The sequence below is a fragment of the Candidatus Arsenophonus triatominarum genome (genome assembly GCF_001640365.1).
Lineage (GTDB): Bacteria > Pseudomonadota > Gammaproteobacteria > Enterobacterales > Enterobacteriaceae > Arsenophonus > Arsenophonus triatominarum.
In genome coordinates this window covers 15,000-37,648 of the sequence record NZ_LWMI01000018.1, presented here as the reverse complement: position 1 = coordinate 37,648, position 22,649 = coordinate 15,000, and the positions used below count along the sequence as shown (strand labels likewise).

Here is a 22,649-nt window from a genome sequence, read left to right as displayed (position 1 = left end):
ATACTAAATTTGGCCACCTAAGTTGAGGTGATATGCTTACCTCATAATTTTTATAGGTGCCGAAATGAGTAAAATAATTACTGCTGAATTTAAATGTGAAACCGCCAAATTAGTCCTTGACCAAAATTACACCTACCAGGAAGCCGCGAAAGGCATGAACGTCAGTAAGCCTGTTGCTCAATAGCAAAATTAATTATGACTTACAAAAAAAACAGCCGATGATGATAAAATCATCAATTTTTGCATTAAAAATAACCTACGTAAGATTAAAAAATAAACTATTTTTGTATTTTTTAGATGTATCTAACTTGTTTTTATTTTAAGCAACTTTATTTCACTATTGAGCAACATGCTTAGTCTTTCAGCGATTAGCCGGTGGGTAAGAGCCCTACGTTTAGAACGTCAAGGGAAAACATCGCCTGGTCTGCCATTATAGCTAGGCGACTTAATTTTGATTACAAGGTGTGTTATGAGTTATACAATTGATTTTCGACGTAAAGTAATATCTGTAAGGAAAGCCGAAGGTTTAACAATTCGAGAAACTGCGAAACAATTCCGTATTGGAAAAGCGTCTTTAGTACGTTGGCTTAAACGACCAGAGCCAAAAAATTCAACGCCACGTAAGAGGAAGCTCGATAAAAATGCTTTAGCAAAAGATGTGGAACAGTATCCAGATGCTTACCAAAAGGAACGGGCAGAGCGATTCGGTGTTTGTAAAAAGACTATTTGGCAATCCCTTAAAAAGCTGGGATTAACCTATAAAAAAACTCTATTCCATCCAAAAACCAACGAAAGCGACAGGCTGGCACATCAGCAAAAAAGACAACAGTATGAAAAAAAAAGATAAATCTGTTGTTTTTATTGATGAAAGTGGTTTTTCACATGACACTCCACGAACTCACGGCTATTCCCCAAAAGGTCACCGTTGTTTTGGCCTGAAAAACTGGGGTGCTAAGGGAAGAACAAATGTTATTGGCGCTTTATTGGGAACAACCCTTTTTGCTATCGGATTATTTGATTGCAATATTAATCGTGATGTTTTTTATGTTTGGATCACAAAAATATTGCTCCCAGAACTTCCTGAAAATTCTGTTATTTTTATGGACAACGCTAGCTTTCACAAAGGTAAGAATATTGAACAGGCAATTATAAACGCAGGACACCAGATAGAATATTTGCCTGTGTATTCACCAGATTTAAATCCTATAGAACATAAATGGTCTCAAGCTAAACGTAAAAAGATGGAAACAGGATGCACTATCGATGACCTGTTTTTAATACATATGCTGTAATCAAAATTAAGTCGCCTAGCTATAATGTGGGAAAAAATTACTTTTCGCAGGAATGAATTTTGGATTGAATCGTAAAGAACTTATGGCACGTCACCATGATCTGGCTTGTTTGCGGTGGCGATAAAAACTCACGATAGGGTAGATCTATCCTTTTGTTCAAAATTGATTGATAATTAATCGTTTTTTAACCATCTATTCCGTTTCTTAATCTCAACCTTCAACATAATTTTGGCAAAATTTAGAAGAAAATAAAAAGGGTTTCATCATGGCGCAGGTTAATGAGTAACCATTTCGGGTATTAATTTCTTATACATCAAGCTCTTATGTTAAATAAATCTGGAAGAAAAAATAATTACCTTAACGATAAAATTTTTATTGAACTGAGATCAATTTGTTATTAACAACAAATTATTATGAAAAATAAGTAAAAAACCTTAGTGATAAAAAGTTAAAATAAAAATAAAAATAAAGAAAACAAATTTTAGTATCGTAAGTCTAGAATATTAGGGATAATGGCTATGACAATATATATTAAAGGTAATTCTTTATTTTCGTTTAACAGAACACTTAGCAATGAAAATATTAAACAAGCTATTGAAAGTTCATCAAAAGAGAAAGCTACACATGTTGGCATATGGGAAAAAATTAAAGATTGGTTTTGTGGAACCAATACAAGCGAAGCGCTGGAAAAAATTTATGTGTTAACACATAACAGTGATGAATATGATACTGAATCCATTTTAAAAAAAGTGACTGCTTTTTACCAACTTAAGGGAATGGCATATCCTGTTTATCAAGACGGATTTAAGGCATCTATCACTCCAAATAAAAATGGTTCTTATACTTTTACTTTTTCTATTAAAGATGTTATAGATGAATACTCAATGATTTATGGGGATCCTGAAAAAGATGTTTATTCTATAAAAGAAAGGAAATTAACTAATAATAGTGAATTATTAAACAGCAATACCGTTATCCATGAAGGTCTAGATGCAGCTTTAAGTAAAGTAAAATATGATAGCAAAATAGATAAATTAGAAAATATTAATATAAAAAATAAAATAAGAATGAATCTACATTTATTAAGCGAGAAAACAAAAAAAGAAATAGATATTAGTAAAAATTTATTACAAAAATGGATTTCTCTTCAAATGAAATGTTTTGATTATTATCATGATCAGCTTTATTATATTTACAATATCAAAGAGTTAGATACAACAAAAGAAAATGAATTAAGTATTCTATTTAATTTATCAGACTCAATTAACAATATAAAAAAACATGTAACACAATCATTGGCAGAAAATTTTACTTTTAATTTAGATAAGTTAAATAACAAATTAAATTACGCAAAAGTTCAATCATTGTATGTGGAATACTTTTATGCTGAACCATTCACTGACCTTTAACAATAAAATATAGCTGTTGTTAATTGTAATGCTATCGGATAGCTCCAAAACAACGGCTGTAACCTTAAAGTAGCTTCATTAATATTGATAGAATACAAAAACAAGAATAGCATTGTTAAATAAAGGTAAATATTAAATATCTTATTACCTAACTCTAAATAAGGAATTAATGATGAATGTTAACAATATGCTTAACATACATAATATAGCTTGCAATACAGGTTTAGCAATGAGAGATCCTACCTCTCCACGCAATATACTACAACACATAATTAATTTCTTTACTTTGGGAGGCGTGCGTAGGAATGAATGAAAAACTATATACATACCTGATAGATTCTATGATTAAGGCTTTGAAAAAATTGGATACTAATAAGTTCGAAGAAAACATAAAGATGCGGCTACGCCGGATGACCTAGTGAGCCGGCTTTTCATGGCTGAGCGACCCAATCAGCTTTGGATGGCGGACTTTACCTATGTCAGCACGGCTCAAGGTTTTAACAGTTTAATTTTTATCTACTCATAACTATACTATCCTATATGAATAGATTTATAATTGCGGGTATAAACTAGGAAAACTACCGTTATCTGTACGCTACTGGAAACGTCCGTCTTGCGGTGAAGAACATGACCGTAATGAAAATCCAGCAATCAATTTAAAGAACTCACGAGTTTCGCACAGGCATATAAAATTCCAGAAATGGCTTAAAGCAATGGTTAATTTGCAAGTTGCTAAAACGTATAAATTTGTTTAATTTACAACTAAGTTGATTTTAATTTATAAGATTTTGTCTATTTATATATTATGCTGAATTAAACTTAAAAATAGAGCGTTTTTTTATTGGTGCGAAACTCGTGCTTGATATTCGTTATAAGGTTAATTCCCATTGTTTTTAGTTGCTGTTTCAGTGAAGCCGATAAACACCCTTTATCCGCATACAAACAACCAGAAAGATCTTTTATCAGCTCAGGTAATGGTTTCCGATCATCTGTGTTTCCTGGTGTAAATCGAAAACTGAGTATTTCCCCCAAATGATTGATAATTACATGAAGTTTGAAACCAAAGAACCAACCTGTTGAGGTTTTTCCTCGTTCAGCTATCCCATCGAAGACTTTATGCCGGCGGATCCGTAAGTTATAGCTAGGCGACTTAATTTTGATTACAGCATATGTATTAAAAACAGGTCATCGATAGTGCATCCTGTTTCCATCTTTTTACGTTTAGCTTGAGACCATTTATGTTCTATAGGATTTAAATCTGGTGAATACACAGGCAAATATTCTATCTGGTGTCCTGCGTTTATAATTGCCTGTTCAATATTCTTACCTTTGTGAAAGCTAGCGTTGTCCATAAAAATAACAGAATTTTCAGGAAGTTCTGGGAGCAATATTTTTGTGATCCAAACATAAAAAACATCACGATTAATATTGCAATCAAATAATCCGATAGCAAAAAGGGTTGTTCCCAATAAAGCGCCAATAACATTTGTTCTTCCCTTAGCACCCCAGTTTTTCAGGCCAAAACAACGGTGACCTTTTGGGGAATAGCCGTGAGTTCGTGGAGTGTCATGTGAAAAACCACTTTCATCAATAAAAACAACAGATTTATCTTTTTTTTCATACTGTTGTCTTTTTTGCTGATGTGCCAGCCTGTCGCTTTCGTTGGTTTTTGGATGGAATAGAGTTTTTTTTATAGGTTAATCCCAGCTTTTTAAGGGATTGCCAAATAGTCTTTTTACAAACACCGAATCGCTCTGCCCGTTCCTTTTGGTAAGCATCTGGATACTGTTCCACATCTTTTGCTAAAGCATTTTTATCGAGCTTCCTCTTACGTGGCGTTGAATTTTTTGGCTCTGGTCGTTTAAGCCAACGTACTAAAGACGCTTTTCCAATACGGAATTGTTTCGCAGTTTCTCGAATTGTTAAACCTTCGGCTTTCCTTACAGATATTACTTTACGTCGAAAATCAATTGTATAACTCATAACACACCTTGTAATCAAAATTAAGTCGCCTAGCTATATCACACACAGCTATCGGAGTAGAATCGGCAACCGACAGACCTGTGCACTTTCCCTTATTTGACTCAAACAGTGCCGTTAAAGCTAAGGCACTGCGCGGAAGTAACTCTACGCAGCGTGAATATGATGGCAAGTTAGGAAATTCCTTCCTGAGATATATAGCTAGGCGACTTAATTTTGATTACAAGGTGTGTTATGAGTTATACAATTGATTTTCGACGTAAAGTAATATCTGTAAGGAAAGCCGAAGGTTTAACAATTCGAGAAACTGCGAAACAATTCCGTATTGGAAAAGCGTCTTTAGTACGTTGGCTTAAACGACCAGAGCCAAAAAATTCAACGCCACGTAAGAGGAAGCTCGATAAAAATGCTTTAGCAAAAGATGTGGAACAGTATCCAGATGCTTACCAAAAGGAACGGGCAGAGCGATTCGGTGTTTGTAAAAAGACTATTTGGCAATCCCTTAAAAAGCTGGGATTAACCTATAAAAAAAACTCTATTCCATCCAAAAACCAACGAAAGCGACAGGCTGGCACATCAGCAAAAAAGACAACAGTATGAAAAAAAAGATAAATCTGTTGTTTTTATTGATGAAAGTGGTTTTTCACATGACACTCCACGAACTCACGGCTATTCCCCAAAAGGTCACCGTTGTTTTGGCCTGAAAAACTGGGGTGCTAAGGGAAGAACAAATGTTATTGGCGCTTTATTGGGAACAACCCTTTTTGCTATCGGATTATTTGATTGCAATATTAACCGTGATGTTTTTTATGTTTGGATCACAAAAATATTGCTCCCAGAACTTCCTGAAAATTCTGTTATTTTTATGGACAACGCTAGCTTTCACAAAGGTAAGAATATTGAACAGGCAATTATAAACGCAGGACACCAGATAGAATATTTGCCTGTGTATTCACCAGATTTAAATCCTATAGAACATAAATGGTCTCAAGCTAAACGTAAAAAGATGGAAACAGGATGCACTATCGATGACCTGTTTTTAATACATATGCTGTAATCAAAATTAAGTCGCCTAGCTATAAACGGACATGATAGAGATAAAATACCTTGAATTGGCTGAATCGGAGTTAATGAAACAAAACAACCAGTGTCATCATTTCAGCCAATGGAAGCTGAGTAAACCGTCTACGACGCTTACTACCGTTATTCAGCAAAATTTCATGCATTTTTGGTTCGAAGTCTTTACAAAAATCATCCATCAGGCAATAAAGTTCAGTAAGATTTTCCATCATTGTTTAACAATGCTCTACTCTTTAACCAGATTGTTAGAGTATTTTAACGAAATATGCGCATTCAACTATTTGAATAGCAAGACTTTCACTTTATTTCTTATCCCGAACTCAGGTTAGTTTAAGACTTTCCGGTTGCTCCCGAAGATGCTTTAATCGCTCAGCACGCCACTCAAACACCTGAACATAATCCGGCTTTTTAAAGTCAAAAGGAAAGGGTAACGGCATAGAAAAATTTCCGACAAAAGGAAGGAAAAATACGGTGATATAGGAATGCGTAATTGATGAGTTTTATAAAAAAAATACGCTATTTTATAATAAGTCAATCAATAGAGAATAAAAAAAGGAAAAACTATGTACGTGAACAATTCGAGTCATCGCCTGGTTTCTTATTCAGATTCAGAATCTACCTCATCAAATAATCAAAATAGTCCCTTAGCAAACGTGATCGGTATAAAAAATCTGCCTCCCGAGCTGATTGAAAATATCGCCTTTCGTTTACCAGAAAACGACTATATTAACTTCCGGCAAGCCTCCAAGGATTTTGCCAGCACATTAGAAAGTGTAAAGAGCATGGCGGAAGACTATTATAACAATGATTTTTCTTTTACCTGTAAGGGACAGCTAAGTGAAAATAAGTCGAAATTGGTGTCTAATTCTTATGCTCTTTATTGTTGCATTACAAAAGATGCCTCACCACAAACATTAGTATCATTAGCTAACATAAAATCCGAAATTCTTAACGAAAATGGCGAACGCTTGAGGATAAGCTTTAGTTATCCAATTAATACCGCTCCACTGAAATTATTTGACTCAGTGGACATACTATATAATTTTAGTACAGTTCAGTGGAATTGGACTATGGACACAAATATTGAATTATCAATATTCATGGATAAAGCTAGCACTAATCATAAAAGTGTCACTGAGATTTTTAATAAGGCTGATTTACTATTTACGGCTAAAAAGACAGACAGCGGATTGCTGATTGCAGCTATAATTAGCCATTTTCATAATTACATTTCAGGGATAAATAATGAAGATGGAACACGTAAATTCTCAGATGAGGTACTTGCCAGCTATCGTGATTCTCACCGCTCTATGTTTTTAACTGGTGATTGCATTAATAGATTCACCCCCCGATGAGCGACGATTAATATTTTCATAGCTATAAATATCACCTGTTCGCAAATACCGATAAATGGTTTCTCGAGATACGCCAAATTCTTTTGCTAATTTGGCTTTTTTTTCGCCGTTTTTAGCTCTTGATTGCAATGACTGAATTTGCTCTTGGGTAAAGACTTTTTTTCGTCCTTTGTAGAGTCCTTTCTTCTTAGCGATAGCGATACCTTCAAGCTGTCGCTCTCTAATCAGCGCCCTTTCAAATTCCGCAAAAGCTCCCATGACGGACAAAAGGAGATTTGACATAGGCGAATCCTCGCCCGTGAAAATTAGGTTTTCTTTGATGAATTCAACACTGACACCCTGCTCAGTCAATGACTTTACCAGACTGCGTAAATCGTCCAAATTCCTGGCCAATCGATCTAAACTATGCACGATCACCTTGTCCCCTTCACGGACATAGTTTAACAAAGCCTGTAACTGCGGGCGTTCTTTGTTTTTCGCTGATACTTTTTCTTCAAATACTTTGTCGAGGGGGATATTTTTCAATTGCCGTTCTAACTTTTGATCCTCGCTACTCACTCTAATATATCCAACTCTTGCGCCTGCCATCTTAACCTCAAATTCCTATTATTGTCATATTTAAGTTTGTGAGTTTAAATTGAAATTGTCAACTAATTGACAATTATACTCTATTAACACACAAATTAAGCTGACCTGAAAATTGACATTAGGGGTTACCCAAGAGCAAATTCAGTCATTAAAATAGTTGCTGAATAGAGAGTTGCATTTTTTGTCACGCTATAGACAATAAAAAGAGGTTTAACTTAGAAAATAACGGTTTGAAATGATCAACAAAGAGCGGTTGTTACGAGATAATCGTTTATGTAAAGCAATCATTGGATTATCAGTCGAAGAATTGAAAAATTTAGCCGCTGAATTTTCAGCTTGTTATTTGATTTATCGGAAAAAGAATCGAAAAGATCACGAGCGGCAGATGGGTGCAGGGCAGAAAGGATTTATCCCAACCCCATTAGATAAACTGCTTTTTATTTTATTGTATTTAAAATGTTATCCGACCTATGATTTGCAAGGACTTCTTTTTGGTTTAGATAGAACACGGGTATGTCGCTGGGTAAAAATATTATTGCCGGTTTTAGAGATGACCTTGGGGCGAGAATGTGTTTTGCCCGCTCGTCAAATTCGCTCTGCTGAGGAATTTTTTCGCGCCTTTCCTGGAGTTAAAGACGTCTTTATTGATGGGACAGAGCGACCTGTCCAAAAGCCTAAGAATCTGCGTCGGCGAAAAAAAATGTATTCGGGAAAGAAAAGACAGACCACTCGAAAAGGGCTTATTATGACTGACGAAACGAGGAAAATTGGATTTATCCCCATGATCAAAAATGGGCGCCGTCACGATAAACGCTTACTCGATAAAGTCGATATAATTCGCCATATTCCCCCTGAGGTAACCATCTGGGCCGATACCGGTTTTCAAGGTATAGATAAACAGCATCCTAATACACAAATCCCAAAAAAAGGAACTCGAAAAAGACCTTTATCGCCTGAACAAAAACAAGAAAATAAAATAATCTCGGGCATCCGTATTACGGTTGAACACGCCATCGCGGGTATCAAGCGCCTCGGTTGTATGACCCAAATTTTACGGAATCGTAGACCCTTTATTGATGATACCTTTTTACTCCTTAGTGCCGGTCTTTGGAATTTCCATCTCAGAACAGCCTAAAATTTACTTCAATCACCGAAATACCCTTATTTCACTATTAAGCAACACGCTTAATGCCATATTTGCTTAGAGCAATTGAGTGTTCGAAGTATTGCAAGCGAACTTGGCACGAAGAGAAAAAACGAGAATTGGCGATGCGAGAAGATAAAAATACAAAAATATCCGTTGCCAAAGATAAGCAAAACAAAGATATTACCTTTTATGAAAATGACCTAGAATTAATACAAAATTTTTGATTTGAAAAGGCACAAAATGAACAAAACAGAACTCATCAGCAAAGTTGCAGAGAAATCAGGATTAAGCAAGAAAGACACAGAGAAGGCGGTTAATGCTTTCACAGAAATCGTGACCGAGTCTTTGAAATCCGGTAATGACGTACAACTCATTGGCTTTGGTACTTTTCAGGTTAAGCAACGAGCAGCCAGAGATGGACGAAACCCAAAAACAGGAGAGGCTCTTAAAATTGCTGCTGCAAACGTACCCAGTTTTAAGGTAGGTAAAAGTTTGAAAGAAGCAGTCAAATAACATGACCGAAAATACTGTACGGAACTCAATTTGGTTATTTTTGTACAGGTATTTTTAGCGCTGGTCGCAACCGAACGATTTTGGACAGCAAAATCACCTATCAGAAATTAAAAATGATTAAATCAAATAATTTTTGAATGTAGTAGCTCAGACTTAATCTGACAGTTACCGGTTATTTATACAGTACCTGTCAGGTTAAATTTGATTTAAATCTTTCTCTCTCCAAAGTTGTTTTCCATCGTGTAAAGTTGCCATAGGCGTTCGACCGCAACACATTTTTCCTTGATGAGTGCGTTGGTTATTATATTCCGCTAACCATTTATCTAAATCAGCTTGTAATTCATTTAAAGCCCTATAGATTTTCTTACGAAAAGCCACCTGATAGAACTCTTGTAATACAGTTTTATGAAAGCGTTCACAAATCCCATTAGTTTGAGGTGAACGAGCTTTAGTTTTTGTATGATCAATATCATTGATAGCGAGATAAAGTTGATAATCGTGATGTTCAACTTTACCACAATACTCACTGCCTCTGTCCGTCAGTATACGTAACACCGGTAACCCATGCTGGGAATAAAAAGGGAGAACCTTGTCATTTAATAAATCTGCCGCCGTTATCGCGCTTTTTGTTGTGTATAGCTAGGCGACTTAATTTTGATTACAGCATATGTATTAAAAACAGGTCATCGATAGTGCATCCTGTTTCCATCTTTTTACGTTTAGCTTGAGACCATTTATGTTCTATAGGATTTAAATCTGGTGAATACACAGGCAAATATTCTATCTGGTGTCCTGCGTTTATAATTGCCTGTTCAATATTCTTACCTTTGTGAAAGCTAGCGTTGTCCATAAAAATAACAGAATTTTCAGGAAGTTCTGGGAGCAATATTTTTGTGATCCAAACATAAAAAACATCACGATTAATATTGCAATCAAATAATCCGATAGCAAAAAGGGTTGTTCCCAATAAGGCGCCAATAACATTTGTTCTTCCCTTAGCACCCCAGTTTTTCAGGCCAAAACAACGGTGACCTTTTGGGGAATAGCCGTGAGTTCGTGGAGTGTCATGTGAAAAACCACTTTCATCAATAAAAACAACAGATTTATCTTTTTTTTCATACTGTTGTCTTTTTTGCTGATGTGCCAGCCTGTCGCTTTCGTTGGTTTTTGGATGGAATAGAGTTTTTTTTATAGGTTAATCCCAGCTTTTTAAGGGATTGCCAAATAGTCTTTTTACAAACACCGAATCGCTCTGCCCGTTCCTTTTGGTAAGCATCTGGATACTGTTCCACATCTTTTGATAAAGCATTTTTATCGAGCTTCCTCTTACGTGGCGTTGAATTTTTTGGCTCTGGTCATTTAAGCCAACGTACTAAAGACGCTTTTCCAATACGGAATTGTTTCGCAGTTTCTCGAATTGTTAAACCTTCGGCTTTCCTTACAGATATTACTTTACGTCGAAAATCAATTGTATAACTCATAACACACCTTGTAATCAAAATTAAGTCGCCTAGCTATAAAGCTTACAATGAACGACTTTACTGTAAGTATCAATGTAAGTTTGTTGATAAACACGACCAACGCCTTTTAAATGACCGACATAAAAAGTATCTTGTGAACCCAGATAACCTGGATGCGCTGTTTCAATCTCACCACAGGCTTCATCATCTTGCGCTTTCTTTTCTAGAGCACTGATTTGTGATTCTGACAGGATAATTCCTTCTGTTGCGATTTTATCTTCAAGCGCTTTTAGGCGTTTTGTAAAATTTTCGAGATTATGGCGCAGCCAAATAGAGCGAACGCCACTCCCCGAAACAAAAATGCCTTTTTTTCTTAGTTCATTACTACTGCGGTGTTGACCGTGTGCAGGGTATTCAATCGCATACTCGACTACAGCGCTTTCAATCTGTTCATCTACTCTATTTTTTACGTTAGGCACCCGTCGATTTTGATTAATTAAAGCGTCTATCCCACCATCGTTAACAAGTTCCTGGTAGCGATAAAACGTATCTCGGGATACCCCCATAATCTTACAGGCTTTTGAGACGTTATTAAGCTCTTCAGCGAGGTTAAGTAACCCGACTTTATGTTTGATGATAGGATTATTTGTTTGATACATAGAATTACCTTTTATTTAATTATCTAATGATGTTAATTAAAACCGGTAACGCTCTTTTTTAAATCAGAATTGTCGGATCAAGTTAAGACTAATACATATTATGACTGACGAAACGAGGAAAATTGGATTTATCCCCATGATCAAAAATGGGCGCCGTCACGATAAACGCTTACTCGATAAAGTCGATATAATTCGCCATATTCCCCCTGAGGTAACCATCTGGGCCGATACCGGTTTTCAAGGTATAGATAAACAGCATCCTAATACACAAATCCCAAAAAAAGGAACTCGAAAAAGACCTTTATCGCCTGAACAAAAACAAGAAAATAAAATAATCTCGGGCATCCGTATTACGGTTGAACACGCCATCGCGGGTATCAAGCGCCTCGGTTGTATGACCCAAATTTTACGGAATCGTAGACCCTTTATTGATGATACCTTTTTACTCCTTAGTGCCGGTCTTTGGAATTTCCATCTCAGAACAGCCTAAAATTTACTTCAATCACCGAAATACCCTTATTTCACTATTAAGCAACACGCTTGTTATACCAGTGAGGTCTTATATCGCTATAGTAGTGGGTTATGTAGTGTAGTGGCCAAATTTAGTATGCCACTACAACGGATGTTTCAGCTGCACCCGATATTGACTGGCCAAAAAAACCGGATTGACAGATTTTGAGAAGAACCAAAATCTGACACTCGAATGATTGAGCTAGGTTCCGGTGTCAGGTTAACTGATTTAATTCCTCATCAGACAGACCTGTAGAGAATTTGATGATTTCTTTTTCAACGCCTTTTTTAAGAAGTTGACGGGCAATTTCGTTTTTTTCCGCTATTTTCCCTTGTTGCATACCTTGTTGTATGCCTTTTTTGATTCCGATTTCTTCAATTTGTTGAGCAATAGTCATAAGTGCTCCTTCGTGTTTCTCTGATTGTTTGGCTATCTCGGTGATAAATTCGATAGGTTTTTTTGAATTACCTTCCTGAAGGAGATAGTTAAACAGGGTAATAACTTGATTATCGGTATAATAATTATACGACAACAGCGTGACTATTTCATTCAGAAGCTCGGTCATATCCCGTCGACGAATGTGTTTCTGAATTAATTCAAGTAACGCCATTCGCTTGTGCTGCATAATCTCACCGTCATCAAGCGTGGTCACATCGACGAGCTTAAACGGTTTTGTGTATATTTTTTCCGCAATATCACGCCCACTAAAGCAGTCTAGCCAGTCCGTACTATAGGGATGCGGGCTTTTTTCACCGCAATAAAACAGGACAGGGAAAACCAACGGCAACGCTTTGTGACCCGCTTCCAGATGCTTTTGCATTGCTGCCATGCTATAGCGCATCAGTCGCCATGCCATCAGTCTGTCGGGTGTTGATTGATGCTCAACCAGCAGATAGAGATAGCCTTGTCCCTTTTCTGTTTTGACAGAATACAGGATATCACTCTGATAGTTTTTCATTTCACTATCGACAAAGGAGTTGGATTCTGTCTTAAGACTATCTAAATCACACAGGGACTTAATCTCATCGGGTAACCAGATATCAAAGAAATCCTTAGCCGTCTCTTTCTCACTTAAAAACTGTTTGAATACCGCATCATGGGGTGTTGGGGTGAATTTTTTAGCCATTTGATATCTTCAATTATCGTTAATAGCAATTTGTATTTTCTCAAATAAAAGCTATATTGAAAAAGTTATTTATTTAGTGGTCCAACTTTAACATGACGCCCCTATTGCTTAGGGGTATTTTTCAATGACTCGGACTAAATCGGTATTTGCTACGTTTTTCCAGCACCGCACCAGTTTCTTTTGCCTTTCTCTCAGCCTCAAAAAAAGCCATGCGCTATTTGACCGTCTCGAAATCGCCAAGCGTCGCCCGTGCCATTTACCAGTCTTGCCATCCAGACTTCACTAAGCATGTTGCTCAATAGTGAAATAAAGTTGCTTAAAATAAAAACAAGTTAGATACATCTAAAAAATACAAAAATAGTTTATTTTTTTAATCTTACATAGGTTGTTTTTAATGCAAAAATTGATGATTTTATCATCATCGGCTGGTTTTTTTGTAAGTCATAATTAATTTTGCTATTGAGCAACAGGCTTACTCTCTTTTTTTGGCTGGAATTAACCGCTTTTTGCTCGCTTTAATTTTTTCACGGAGTTGTATTTTTTCGTCCTCAGACAACTCGGCGGACAATACTGTACAATGCTCAACGATTTCAGCAAGGCTTTTTTCGTCGGTGGCATCGTCGAGGGCGATTAATGCGGCTTCCAGTTTTGGATTGGTTGCAGGTTGTGTTTCTTTGGGTGACACTGTCACCGTTTCTGCTTTTTGACTCAGTCTTTCGTTACGCTCACGGATAACATCCCTCAGAGATAGTCGTTTAAACGAAGCAGGAGCCATTGTGAGCGGTTTTTCTGTTGAATTTACGTTTATACCTCAAACATCGAAAATAGCTCAGCGGCGCAAGGAAGACGTCTAGCGAGACGATGAATCACGGTCTTGAGTGCCATTCTATAGCTAGGCGACTTAATTTTGATTACAGCATATGTATTAAAAACAGGTCATCGATAGTGCATCCTGTTTCCATCTTTTTACGTTTAGCTTGAGACCATTTATGTTCTATAGGATTTAAATCTGGTGAATACACAGGCAAATATTCTATCTGGTGTCCTGCGTTTATAATTGCCTGTTCAATATTCTTACCTTTGTGAAAGCTAGCGTTGTCCATAAAAATAACAGAATTTTCAGGAAGTTCTGGGAGCAATATTTTTGTGATCCAAACATAAAAAACATCACGATTAATATTGCAATCAAATAATCCGATAGCAAAAAGGGTTGTTCCCAATAAAGCGCCAATAACATTTGTTCTTCCCTTAGCACCCCAGTTTTTCAGGCCAAAACAACGGTGACCTTTTGGGGAATAGCCGTGAGTTCGTGGAGTGTCATGTGAAAAACCACTTTCATCAATAAAAACAACAGATTTATCTTTTTTTTCATACTGTTGTCTTTTTTGCTGATGTGCCAGCCTGTCGCTTTCGTTGGTTTTTGGATGGAATAGAGTTTTTTTTATAGGTTAATCCCAGCTTTTTAAGGGATTGCCAAATAGTCTTTTTACAAACACCGAATCGCTCTGCCCGTTCCTTTTGGTAAGCATCTGGATACTGTTCCACATCTTTTGCTAAAGCATTTTTATCGAGCTTCCTCTTACGTGGCGTTGAATTTTTTGGCTCTGGTCGTTTAAGCCAACGTACTAAAGACGCTTTTCCAATACGGAATTGTTTCGCAGTTTCTCGAATTGTTAAACCTTCGGCTTTCCTTACAGATATTACTTTACGTCGAAAATCAATTGTATAACTCATAACACACCTTGTAATCAAAATTAAGTCGCCTAGCTATAACTCCAGGAAAGGCGCGAAAAAATTCCTCAGCAGAGCGAATTTGACGAGCGGGCAAAACACATTCTCGCCCCAAGGTCATCTCTAAAACCGGCAATAATATTTTTACCCAGCGACATACCCGTGTTCTATCTAAACCAAAAAGAAGTCCTTGCAAATCATAGGTCGGATAACATTTTAAATACAATAAAATAAAAAGCAGTTTATCTAATGGGGTTGGGATAAATCCTTTCTGCCCTGCACCCATCTGCCGCTCGTGATCTTTTCGATTCTTTTTCCGATAAATCAAATAACAAGCTGAAAATTCAGCGGCTAAATTTTTCAATTCTTCGACTGATAATCCAATGATTGCTTTACATAAACGATTATCTCGTAACAACCGCTCTTTGTTGATCATTTCAAACCGTTATTTTCTAAGTTAAACCTCTTTTTATTGTCTATAGCGTGACAAAAAATGCAACTCTCTATTCAGCAACTATTTTAAAGTATCAGTCGCAGAGGGAATTGTTGGGATAATAGTCCGATGGAACGATTCTTCCGTAGTCTGAAGACCGAATGGGTGCCAACGACTGGCTACCAAAGCTTTAGTACTGCTCAGTCAGCCATTATTCGCTACATAACCCACTACTATAGCGATATAAGACCTCACTGGTATAACGGTGGATTAACGCCAAACGAATCAGAGCGACTGTTCCGTGAACAGTCAGGTAGGGTGGCCAATTTTAGTTGACCACTAAACACGATAACTCATGCCTAATGCAAATAACGATAGGATTTTGTTATCAATATCCTCTGATAATTTTGTCTGATTTTTCTTAAATGAGCTGAGGCTCAAAAGCACCTGACCTGTCTCTGGGCGTTTTCAGTTCAAATTAACCTGATGTCGATTTAACCGTTTTTCGAGTATAGCCATTTTTACTCGTATCGATTGACGTTGTCGATAGGTAGTGTTCTATTTCTTCCTGCAGGGCAGCTTCGGTCAGCTGTTTTATGAGTGGTGTGAGTATTCCATCCGTACCGAGTAAATTTTTACCTGATTGTAATTGCTTCAACGCTTCATCAAAATTAAATGATTGATTTCTCATATGTCATACCTCTTTTTTTTTTGAGTTTAAGATATGACACAGATTTTTGAACACTACTAAATAATAGGGCGAAAGCCTTATCACGCAAGCAGTGCATGGTTAACCTTAACCACAGTTTTTTTAATCTCAGCGCTTTGTGTACCCTGCACACACGGCTTATGTGGTTCACCGGGGAAGAAGATGGCAAACATACCGGGGTTCCAGCACCACCTGTTGCTGACCGGCAATTTCCGCACACAGCTGGTAATCATCTTCTTTATGCCACGCATCACACTTACGGGTGCTGCCGGTCACGCCGTAATGGATTATCTCTTCGCCTTCCAGCAGGATCTGAATATCAATGAATTTTTCGTGCAGCTCCGCTTTTTTACTCTGCGCTGGCTGTGTGGAGAGGCGCATGACGTTCATATAAATATCATCACCCTGTAAATCATAACGCCCGGATCGCACTTCTGTGGGTTCGCTTTTACGGCCAGAATCACGGCCTGAAGCAGGACGGGGGACAGGCCAGCGCATTCCGGGTGGTGGATATTGCCGATAATCATAATGCATTTTCCTCTGCTAACAATGCCGCACCCAGCAGGCCGGCATCATGCTGATAGTGTGCAGCCAAAATTTTCGCGTGATAGACTGCAGGCTCCTGCGCCAGATATGCCTCAATCAGGGCGAGATAACCGGGTGCTAGCCCGACACTGCCGCCCAGCACGGCATACTGACAGTCATAGCCTGCCTTCATGTCAGCAATCAGCTGGGCAACCGTTCTCGCCGACTGGTGGATCAACGACATAGCCTGGGGATGACCGTTCTGTGACAGCGCAAAAATCGCTCTGGCCGTCATACCGTGCAGATCGTCAGTCGCCAGCGCGGCAATACCCCTGCCGGAGGCGATAGCCTCCACACAGCCGGTACGGCCGCAGCCGCAGCGCGGACCATGCGGATCGGCCAGCATATGGCCGATATGCCCTGCTAGCCCCTCTTTCCCCGCAGGAGCTTGCCGTTGCAAATAATACCGCCGCCCACGCCCGTTGAAACGGTGATGAACACCATATCGCTCGCGTCAGCAGGCAGGGCGTGATATTCAGCCCAGGCTGCTGCCTGCGCATCGTTCACCGCTAGGCACGGTAGCCCCGTCAACCGCACCAGCGTTTCCGTCAGGGGAAATTGCGCCAGTCCGCCGAGGTTATCAGGGTTTAACGCCGTGAGTACGCCGTGGCGAATAATTCCCGTGGAGGCTACCGCTACCCGTAACGCCTGCCCTTCGAAAGGCGCGACCAGTGCGCTTAACGCTTCTGTCAGCGTTACCGGCGTTTTGCTGGCCGGCGTCGGCACCGTTTTTTTCTCCAGCACGCTATGCTGCGCATCAATCAGCGCAGCGGCAAGCTTCGTGCCGCCGATATCAATCGCTAATGTTGTCATGCCGAAACCTCAGCCAGTGCTTCGCGATACCACTGGCAGATGTGTTCAAGACGTGTAATCGCGGAACCGACGGTTACCGCCCACGCACCGTGTTGTAAGGCCTGCGCCGCCAGAGCTGGGGAGTTAAACCGGCCTTCGGCAATCACACGATAGCCTTTTGCGCTCAGCGCCTGCACCAGCGGGAAATCTGGTGTATCCGGCACAACATCCATGGTATACCCTGAGAGCGTAGTACCGATAATTTCCGCACCAATATTGTGGCAATGCGTACCGTCTTCCAGGCTGGAGCAGTCCGCCATCGCCGTGCAGCCCTGCTGGTGAGTACGTTCAATAATTGCTTCAACACTGACCGAGCGTGGGCGATCCGTGCCGTCAAAAGCGACAATATCCGCGCCTGCCTGCGCCAAAGCATCCACATCGTCCAGGAACGGCGCAATGCGCACCTGTGAGTCAGACAGATCGCGCTTGATGATGCCAATAATCGGTACTGAAATAAGCTTGCGCGTCGCTTTCAGGTTATTAATGCCTTCAATACGTACTGCGACCGCGCCCGTCTGTACCGCCGCCAGCGCCATGGCCGCGACGATTTCAGGTTTATCTAACGGGCTGCCCTGTACCGGCTGGCAGGAAACAATGAGCTCACCCAATTTTTTAACGTTTACATCCAAAGTATCAAATAAAGACATGGCACTACCCATTACTTCAATTTGCGCCCGACAGCGCCGAGCACGTTAATTTAGTGTTTACTGCAAAGCGGGACATCCGCTTTGTGGTTACGAGCCATTGCGCCACTGAACGGTTGACCGTCAATAGTGTCATGGGTATGCAGCGCTTCAGGGCGGACCCAGCGCTGTACGCGGGACGGCATGTCCAGGCCAATCAGCAGGATCACCACAAACGTTAATCCAAAGGAGAGCGACCACAACGCCGTGCCCAGATTCATATGCTGCGCAACCAGCGCACCGATGACCGGCGCTACCGCACCGCCCAGAGCTCCGACGTTATAGGTGAAGCCCAGACCGGCAGCACGCTGGTCGGCATCGAAATAACCACCTATCAGTTTCGGTAAGATCCCTGCGATCCCCTGCCCCAGCATCTGTTGAAAAAAGAGCAGGATACCTAGGCCCCAGATGCTGGAGCCACCGATCGTAAAGACAGGAATAATTAGCACCTGTGATGCCAGCAGGCTGTAAACGTAGGCTTTACGCGTACCCAGCCAGTCGCCAAGGAATCCGCCAACAATACAGCCGATGGCCGCGCCGAATCCGCTGAAGAAAAGAACCTGCGCAACCGTCGCCGGATCGTATGCCAGTTCGCTTTTAAGATAGGTTGGCAGCAGCGCCTGGATAGGCCAGGAATAGAGAAACGCGAACAAAACGACAACAATCAGCATCACACCGGTCGGCCAGCGTTTTCCGCTGCTCTGCACCATAAAGCTGACAAAGATAACAGCACAAATGAGCGCCAGCGCAATCACCACGAGAGGGTTGTGCAGGTTCCCAGCAAAGCAAAACCACAGAGCAGCTATCGCGACCAGTGTCATCACGATATTCATGGTACGATATTTTCCGAGATAGAGGATATCCACCATTGTCCGTATCGGTGCTTTCCTCGTCTGGTGTTCTTCCCAGTCTTTCGTTTCCGGAATATTTTTACGCAACCACAGCGCTAAAATAATTGGCAGGATACCGAGGAAGAATAAGGCACGCCAGCCCCAGACGGGTACCACCAGGCTGTATACCTGCGCCGCCACAACGGCGCCGACAGAAAAACCGGATATCAGGAAGCCGCTGGCTTTGTTACGCAGATGTTTCGGCCAGCTTTCAATGACATAGGTCGCACTGGAGCCGTACTCCCCTGCCATCCCCATCCCGATCATCATGCGGGCGATAAACATGGAGGTATATCCCAGCGCAAAGCCGCAGGCCAGCGTGCCGGCGGAAAAAAGAATAATACTGCTGACCATCGCCAGGCGGCGGCCATAGCGGTCACCCATCGCCCCGAGCAGTAAGCCACCAAACCAGCGGGAGATAAATGCTGCAGAGATAATACTCGCCGCCTGAACGGTGGTTAGCTGGAACTCGCTCTGAACTTCAGTCAGCACCAGAGCAATTAAAACGAAATCAAAACCGTCCAGTAAATAGCCAAGCCAGGCAGCGAAAAACGCCCGCCACTGCGACTTATTGAGCTGCTTATACCATGGAGTGGTACTTATTGTTCTATTCATATTGCTCTCCTGTTATGAGCAAAGTGTTTATGCTGTAGGGCCAAAAACAGACGGGAGTTTCTAAAATTAAACTCCAATTAAGTTATTTTTTAGAAGTATTACACCGCAATGGGGCATCATGAAATGTGTGAATGAGGTCATGTACCCAGGAGGCGAATATGAAAAAATGCGATCTGACTCACGCGATGAGACGTAATATGTTTTGTCGTTCAGGATATACCCTGCCGCCATACTGTTTTTTAGCAATTCATATTGCACAACGTTGGGCTGTACCCCATCATGGGAGCCCAATAATTGCGTAAACAGCAGGGAAGAGATGACGACTACGATTTCGCCGGTCAAAGCAGGGAAAATACTTGATGTATAAGAAATTAATACCCGAAATGGTTACTCATTAACCTGCGCCATGATGAAACCCTTTTTATTTTCTTCTAAATTTTGCCAAAATTATGTTGAAGGTTGAGATTAAGAAACGGAATAGATGGTTAAAAAACGATTAATTATTAATCAATTTTGAACAAAAGGATAGATCTACCCTGTCGTGAGTTTTTATCGCCACCGCAAACAAACCAGATCATGGTGACGCGCCATAAGTTCTTTACGATTCAATCCAAAATTCATTTCTGCGAAAAGTAATTTTTTCCCACATAAGAGACAAGCAAGTGGATCGACTTTAAAGACGTGTTGATACATGTTTCACCAGGTGACTTTTTTAGCGGGTTTTTTATCTTGCTGGGCTAAAGGATAAACAACCTCCGTTAACATTTTTCGCATCCGTGCTGATGGACTTAAAAAGCCGTAATAGCGGATCATGTGAAACCATTTTTCTGGCACATGAGACGCAAACTGGGTAATAAATTCATCGGATGTCATGACCAAGTCTTCCTGTTTTTTCGTGCGGTGGCTCTTATAACGTAACGTGATGTTATCTTCGCCGGAATAATGTTTTAAGCGACTGAGCGAGGCAGGGGGTTTCTTTAGATAAAATCCGAGATAAAGGGTGAGATGGGTAATATTGGAAAGAATATCAGAAAGATTAATATAGCTAGGCGACTTAATTTTGATTACAGCATATGTATTAAAAACAGGTCATCGATAGTGCATCCTGTTTCCATCTTTTTACGTTTAGCTTGAGACCATTTATGTTCTATAGGATTTAAATCTGGTGAATACACAGGCAAATATTCTATCTGGTGTCCTGCGTTTATAATTGCCTGTTCAATATTCTTACCTTTGTGAAAGCTAGCGTTGTCCATAAAAATAACAGAATTTTCAGGAAGTTCTGGGAGCAATATTTTTGTGATCCAAACATAAAAAACATCACGATTATAGCTAGGCGACTTAATTTTGATTACAAGGTGTGTTATGAGTTATACAATTGATTTTCGACGTAAAGTAATATCTGTAAGGAAAGCCGAAGGTTTAACAATTCGAGAAACTGCGAAACAATTCCGTATTGGAAAAGCGTCTTTAGTACGTTGGCTTAAACGACCAGAGCCAAAAAATTCAACGCCACGTAAGAGGAAGCTCGATAAAAATGCTTTAGCAAAAGATGTGGAACAGTATCCAGATGCTTACCAAAAGGAACGGGCAGAGCGATTCGGTGTTTGTAAAAAGACTATTTGGCAATCCCTTAAAAAGCTGGGATTAACCTATAAAAAAAACTCTATTCCATCCAAAAACCAACGAAAGCGACAGGCTGGCACATCAGCAAAAAAGACAACAGTATGAAAAAAAAGATAAATCTGTTGTTTTTATTGATGAAAGTGGTTTTTCACATGACACTCCACGAACTCACGGCTATTCCCCAAAAGGTCACCGTTGTTTTGGCCTGAAAAACTGGGGTGCTAAGGGAAGAACAAATGTTATTGGCGCTTTATTGGGAACAACCCTTTTTGCTATCGGATTATTTGATTGCAATATTAATCGTGATGTTTTTTATGTTTGGATCACAAAAATATTGCTCCCAGAACTTCCTGAAAATTCTGTTATTTTTATGGACAACGCTAGCTTTCACAAAGGTAAGAATATTGAACAGGCAATTATAAACGCAGGACACCAGATAGAATATTTGCCTGTGTATTCACCAGATTTAAATCCTATAGAACATAAATGGTCTCAAGCTAAACGTAAAAAGATGGAAACAGGATGCACTATCGATGACCTGTTTTTAATACATATGCTGTAATCAAAATTAAGTCGCCTAGCTATAATCCCAGCTTTTTAAGGGATTGCCAAATAGTCTTTTTACAAACACCGAATCGCTCTGCCCGTTCCTTTTGGTAAGCATCTGGATACTGTTCCACATCTTTTGCTAAAGCATTTTTATCGAGCTTCCTCTTACGTGGCGTTGAATTTTTTGGCTCTGGTCGTTTAAGCCAACGTACTAAAGACGCTTTTCCAATACGGAATTGTTTCGCAGTTTCTCGAATTGTTAAACCTTCGGCTTTCCTTACAGATATTACTTTACGTCGAAAATCAATTGTATAACTCATAACACACCTTGTAATCAAAATTAAGTCGCCTAGCTATAACGTTCCACGCTTCGCTGACTAGGCTACGTTTTATCGTCCGCTCAATATCTGGCTCCTTAGGCCGACACCAATAGCGATAACTGCTTCGGTGAACATTAAAAATACGACACAAAGTTTTCACCGGATAAAGCACTCTTAGCTTTTCAACTACCGAAAATTTTTCAGTGAGTCGGACATTAAGAGCGCAGTAGCCTTTTTTAAGATGTCATTCTCCATTTCCAGCCGGTGGATTTTTTTCTTCATTTCTCTGAACTCAATTTGTTCAGGTGTTAATGGCAGACCAGGCGATGTTTTCCCTTGACGTTCTAAACGAAGGGCTCTTACCCACCGGCTAATCGCTGAAAGACTGACGTTCATGCCTTTCGCGGCTTCCTGGTAGGTGTAATTTTGGTCAAGGACTAATTTGGCGGTTTCACATTTAAATTCAGCAGTAATTATTTTACTCATTTCGGCACCTATAAAAATTATGAGGTAAGCATATCACCTCAACTTAGGTG

General features: G+C 39.8%; 26 protein-coding genes and 12 pseudogenes. 13 read left to right on the top strand and 25 right to left on the bottom strand.

The features are described 5' to 3' along the window. Window positions 1-469: 469 nt before the first annotated feature. The 4 genes from AYJ55_RS32200 to AYJ55_RS35200 all read left to right on the top strand — a co-directional run bounded on the left by AYJ55_RS32200 (window position 470) and on the right by AYJ55_RS35200 (window position 3,014). Window positions 470-847, top strand: coding sequence for an IS630 transposase-related protein (locus tag AYJ55_RS32200; RefSeq protein WP_063657560.1), 378 nt, complete (start codon window positions 470-472; stop codon window positions 845-847). After that, entirely contained in the window at window positions 831-1,292 is a 462-nt protein-coding gene (locus AYJ55_RS32195) for an IS630 family transposase (protein WP_063654041.1), read from the top strand. The genes AYJ55_RS32200 and AYJ55_RS32195 overlap by 17 nt, the downstream gene beginning before the upstream one ends. A 512-nt stretch (window positions 1,293-1,804) precedes the next feature. Continuing rightward, on the top strand, window positions 1,805-2,701 hold the full coding sequence (locus tag AYJ55_RS18595) for a hypothetical protein (RefSeq protein ID WP_162505723.1): 897 nt from the start codon (window positions 1,805-1,807) through the stop codon (window positions 2,699-2,701). A 169-nt stretch (window positions 2,702-2,870) separates the two neighbouring features. Beyond that, the gene (locus AYJ55_RS35200; RefSeq protein WP_342668185.1) at window positions 2,871-3,014 is read left to right on the top strand and encodes a hypothetical protein; all 144 of its coding nucleotides are present in this window, start codon (window positions 2,871-2,873) and stop codon (window positions 3,012-3,014) included. Window positions 3,015-3,547: 533 nt separating this feature from the next. Here AYJ55_RS35200 and AYJ55_RS29760 read toward each other — a convergent pair. From AYJ55_RS29760 to AYJ55_RS29755, 4 genes and pseudogenes are all read right to left on the bottom strand, one after another. Then, a pseudogene (locus AYJ55_RS29760) lies at window positions 3,548-3,841 on the bottom strand (transposase); the annotation flags it as partial. Window positions 3,842-3,861: 20 nt separating this feature from the next. Continuing rightward, entirely contained in the window at window positions 3,862-4,350 is a 489-nt protein-coding gene (locus AYJ55_RS18585; protein ID WP_063653499.1) for an IS630 family transposase, read from the bottom strand. Then, window positions 4,319-4,684 carry an IS630 transposase-related protein gene (locus AYJ55_RS18580; protein ID WP_063653415.1) on the bottom strand — a complete coding sequence of 122 codons (366 nt, stop codon included), beginning with the start codon at window positions 4,682-4,684 and terminating at the stop codon, window positions 4,319-4,321. The genes AYJ55_RS18585 and AYJ55_RS18580 overlap by 32 nt, the downstream gene beginning before the upstream one ends. Window positions 4,685-4,712: 28 nt before the next feature. Beyond that, window positions 4,713-4,877, bottom strand: a pseudogene (locus AYJ55_RS29755) (IS982 family transposase); the annotation flags it as partial. Window positions 4,878-4,915: 38 nt separating this feature from the next. Here AYJ55_RS29755 and AYJ55_RS18575 point away from each other — a divergent pair. Beyond that, on the top strand, window positions 4,916-5,281 hold the full coding sequence (locus AYJ55_RS18575; protein WP_063653415.1) for an IS630 transposase-related protein: 366 nt from the start codon (window positions 4,916-4,918) through the stop codon (window positions 5,279-5,281). Next, window positions 5,205-5,738 carry an IS630 family transposase gene (locus AYJ55_RS18570; protein ID WP_162505291.1) on the top strand — a complete coding sequence of 178 codons (534 nt, stop codon included), beginning with the start codon at window positions 5,205-5,207 and terminating at the stop codon, window positions 5,736-5,738. The genes AYJ55_RS18575 and AYJ55_RS18570 overlap by 77 nt, the downstream gene beginning before the upstream one ends. A 73-nt stretch (window positions 5,739-5,811) precedes the next feature. Here AYJ55_RS18570 and AYJ55_RS31080 read toward each other — a convergent pair. Further along, a pseudogene (locus AYJ55_RS31080) lies at window positions 5,812-5,970 on the bottom strand (IS982 family transposase); the annotation flags it as partial. A 360-nt stretch (window positions 5,971-6,330) separates the two neighbouring features. Between AYJ55_RS31080 and AYJ55_RS18565 the strand changes: the two are divergent. Further along, window positions 6,331-7,116, top strand: a complete 786-nt coding sequence (locus AYJ55_RS18565; protein ID WP_187153322.1) for an F-box protein — start codon at window positions 6,331-6,333, stop codon at window positions 7,114-7,116. A 36-nt stretch (window positions 7,117-7,152) separates the two neighbouring features. Here the strand turns inward: AYJ55_RS18565 and AYJ55_RS18560 are convergent. Beyond that, a pseudogene (locus AYJ55_RS18560) lies at window positions 7,153-7,704 on the bottom strand (recombinase family protein); the annotation flags it as partial. A gap of 235 nt (window positions 7,705-7,939) precedes the next feature. On the opposite strand from AYJ55_RS18560, the gene AYJ55_RS18555 reads away from it, so the two are divergent. Together AYJ55_RS18555 and AYJ55_RS18545 are read left to right on the top strand one after the other, a co-directional pair. After that, the gene (locus tag AYJ55_RS18555; protein WP_063653812.1) at window positions 7,940-8,839 is read left to right on the top strand and encodes a transposase family protein; all 900 of its coding nucleotides are present in this window, start codon (window positions 7,940-7,942) and stop codon (window positions 8,837-8,839) included. A 252-nt stretch (window positions 8,840-9,091) separates the two neighbouring features. Continuing rightward, window positions 9,092-9,364: an HU family DNA-binding protein gene (locus AYJ55_RS18545; protein ID WP_063657554.1), complete on the top strand. Its 273-nt coding sequence runs from the start codon at window positions 9,092-9,094 to the stop codon at window positions 9,362-9,364. A gap of 195 nt (window positions 9,365-9,559) precedes the next feature. Here the strand turns inward: AYJ55_RS18545 and AYJ55_RS18540 are convergent. From AYJ55_RS18540 to AYJ55_RS18525, 4 genes and pseudogenes are all read right to left on the bottom strand, one after another. Next, window positions 9,560-10,003: pseudogene (locus tag AYJ55_RS18540) on the bottom strand (integrase core domain-containing protein); the annotation flags it as partial. 19 nt (window positions 10,004-10,022) lie between these two features. Further along, a complete protein-coding gene (locus AYJ55_RS18535; protein WP_063653499.1) occupies window positions 10,023-10,511 on the bottom strand; it encodes an IS630 family transposase in 489 nt (162 codons plus the stop codon). Continuing rightward, a pseudogene (locus AYJ55_RS33660) lies at window positions 10,480-10,845 on the bottom strand (IS630 transposase-related protein). The gene AYJ55_RS18535 and the pseudogene AYJ55_RS33660 overlap by 32 nt, the downstream one beginning before the upstream one ends. 32 nt (window positions 10,846-10,877) lie before the next feature. Then, window positions 10,878-11,483: pseudogene (locus AYJ55_RS18525) on the bottom strand (helix-turn-helix domain-containing protein); the annotation flags it as partial. A 76-nt stretch (window positions 11,484-11,559) separates the two neighbouring features. Here AYJ55_RS18525 and AYJ55_RS18520 point away from each other — a divergent pair. After that, entirely contained in the window at window positions 11,560-11,973 is a 414-nt protein-coding gene (locus AYJ55_RS18520) for a transposase family protein (protein WP_342668154.1), read from the top strand. Between the two features lie 235 nt (window positions 11,974-12,208). Here AYJ55_RS18520 and AYJ55_RS18515 read toward each other — a convergent pair whose 3' ends face one another. The 5 genes from AYJ55_RS18515 to AYJ55_RS18495 all read right to left on the bottom strand — a co-directional run bounded on the left by AYJ55_RS18515 (window position 12,209) and on the right by AYJ55_RS18495 (window position 15,287). Next, complete coding sequence (locus tag AYJ55_RS18515) at window positions 12,209-13,120, bottom strand: Rpn family recombination-promoting nuclease/putative transposase (RefSeq protein ID WP_063657553.1); 912 nt, start codon at window positions 13,118-13,120, stop codon at window positions 12,209-12,211. Window positions 13,121-13,592: 472 nt separating this feature from the next. After that, window positions 13,593-13,895 carry a hypothetical protein gene (locus AYJ55_RS18510; protein ID WP_063657552.1) on the bottom strand — a complete coding sequence of 101 codons (303 nt, stop codon included), beginning with the start codon at window positions 13,893-13,895 and terminating at the stop codon, window positions 13,593-13,595. 136 nt (window positions 13,896-14,031) lie between these two features. Continuing rightward, window positions 14,032-14,520, bottom strand: coding sequence for an IS630 family transposase (locus AYJ55_RS18505; protein WP_063653499.1), 489 nt, complete (start codon window positions 14,518-14,520; stop codon window positions 14,032-14,034). Then, window positions 14,489-14,854 carry an IS630 transposase-related protein gene (locus AYJ55_RS18500; RefSeq protein WP_063653415.1) on the bottom strand — a complete coding sequence of 122 codons (366 nt, stop codon included), beginning with the start codon at window positions 14,852-14,854 and terminating at the stop codon, window positions 14,489-14,491. Before AYJ55_RS18500 ends, AYJ55_RS18505 begins: the two co-directional genes overlap by 32 nt. Then, entirely contained in the window at window positions 14,838-15,287 is a 450-nt protein-coding gene (locus AYJ55_RS18495) for a helix-turn-helix domain-containing protein (RefSeq protein WP_063653760.1), read from the bottom strand. The genes AYJ55_RS18500 and AYJ55_RS18495 overlap by 17 nt, the downstream gene beginning before the upstream one ends. An 87-nt stretch (window positions 15,288-15,374) precedes the next feature. Between AYJ55_RS18495 and AYJ55_RS27025 the strand changes: the two are divergent. Beyond that, a pseudogene (locus tag AYJ55_RS27025) lies at window positions 15,375-15,620 on the top strand (integrase core domain-containing protein); the annotation flags it as partial. A 9-nt stretch (window positions 15,621-15,629) separates the two neighbouring features. Here the strand turns inward: AYJ55_RS27025 and AYJ55_RS33655 are convergent. The 8 genes and pseudogenes from AYJ55_RS33655 to AYJ55_RS18460 all read right to left on the bottom strand — a co-directional run. Beyond that, window positions 15,630-15,975: pseudogene (locus AYJ55_RS33655) on the bottom strand (transposase); the annotation flags it as partial. Window positions 15,976-16,055: 80 nt separating this feature from the next. Continuing rightward, a pseudogene (nanQ, locus tag AYJ55_RS18485) lies at window positions 16,056-16,520 on the bottom strand (N-acetylneuraminate anomerase). After that, a pseudogene (nanK, locus tag AYJ55_RS18480) lies at window positions 16,517-17,391 on the bottom strand (N-acetylmannosamine kinase). Before nanK ends, nanQ begins: the two co-directional pseudogenes overlap by 4 nt. After that, window positions 17,388-18,077 (bottom strand): N-acetylmannosamine-6-phosphate 2-epimerase, encoded by a 690-nt coding sequence (locus AYJ55_RS18475; protein ID WP_063653764.1) that lies wholly within the window; start codon window positions 18,075-18,077, stop codon window positions 17,388-17,390. The pseudogene nanK and the gene AYJ55_RS18475 overlap by 4 nt, the downstream one beginning before the upstream one ends. Window positions 18,078-18,127: 50 nt before the next feature. Beyond that, complete coding sequence (locus AYJ55_RS18470) at window positions 18,128-19,618, bottom strand: MFS transporter (RefSeq protein WP_063653765.1); 1,491 nt, start codon at window positions 19,616-19,618, stop codon at window positions 18,128-18,130. 549 nt (window positions 19,619-20,167) lie between these two features. Then, complete coding sequence (locus AYJ55_RS31075) at window positions 20,168-20,311, bottom strand: hypothetical protein (RefSeq protein ID WP_187153321.1); 144 nt, start codon at window positions 20,309-20,311, stop codon at window positions 20,168-20,170. A 3-nt stretch (window positions 20,312-20,314) separates the two neighbouring features. Next, window positions 20,315-20,632, bottom strand: coding sequence for a transposase (locus tag AYJ55_RS29750; protein ID WP_245677237.1), 318 nt, complete (start codon window positions 20,630-20,632; stop codon window positions 20,315-20,317). A gap of 50 nt (window positions 20,633-20,682) precedes the next feature. Then, window positions 20,683-20,964, bottom strand: a complete 282-nt coding sequence (locus tag AYJ55_RS18460; RefSeq protein ID WP_281181134.1) for a transposase — start codon at window positions 20,962-20,964, stop codon at window positions 20,683-20,685. A 19-nt stretch (window positions 20,965-20,983) separates the two neighbouring features. On the opposite strand from AYJ55_RS18460, the gene AYJ55_RS18455 reads away from it, so the two are divergent. Both AYJ55_RS18455 and AYJ55_RS18450 read left to right on the top strand, forming a co-directional pair. Further along, complete coding sequence (locus tag AYJ55_RS18455) at window positions 20,984-21,349, top strand: IS630 transposase-related protein (protein WP_063653415.1); 366 nt, start codon at window positions 20,984-20,986, stop codon at window positions 21,347-21,349. After that, the gene (locus AYJ55_RS18450) at window positions 21,273-21,806 is read left to right on the top strand and encodes an IS630 family transposase (RefSeq protein ID WP_162505291.1); all 534 of its coding nucleotides are present in this window, start codon (window positions 21,273-21,275) and stop codon (window positions 21,804-21,806) included. Before AYJ55_RS18455 ends, AYJ55_RS18450 begins: the two co-directional genes overlap by 77 nt. 19 nt (window positions 21,807-21,825) lie before the next feature. Here the strand turns inward: AYJ55_RS18450 and AYJ55_RS18445 are convergent, their stop codons facing one another. Beyond that, window positions 21,826-22,113, bottom strand: a complete 288-nt coding sequence (locus tag AYJ55_RS18445) for an IS630 transposase-related protein (RefSeq protein WP_063653771.1) — start codon at window positions 22,111-22,113, stop codon at window positions 21,826-21,828. 49 nt (window positions 22,114-22,162) lie between these two features. Then, a pseudogene (locus AYJ55_RS18440) lies at window positions 22,163-22,599 on the bottom strand (transposase); the annotation flags it as partial. Window positions 22,600-22,649: the final 50 nt, after the last annotated feature.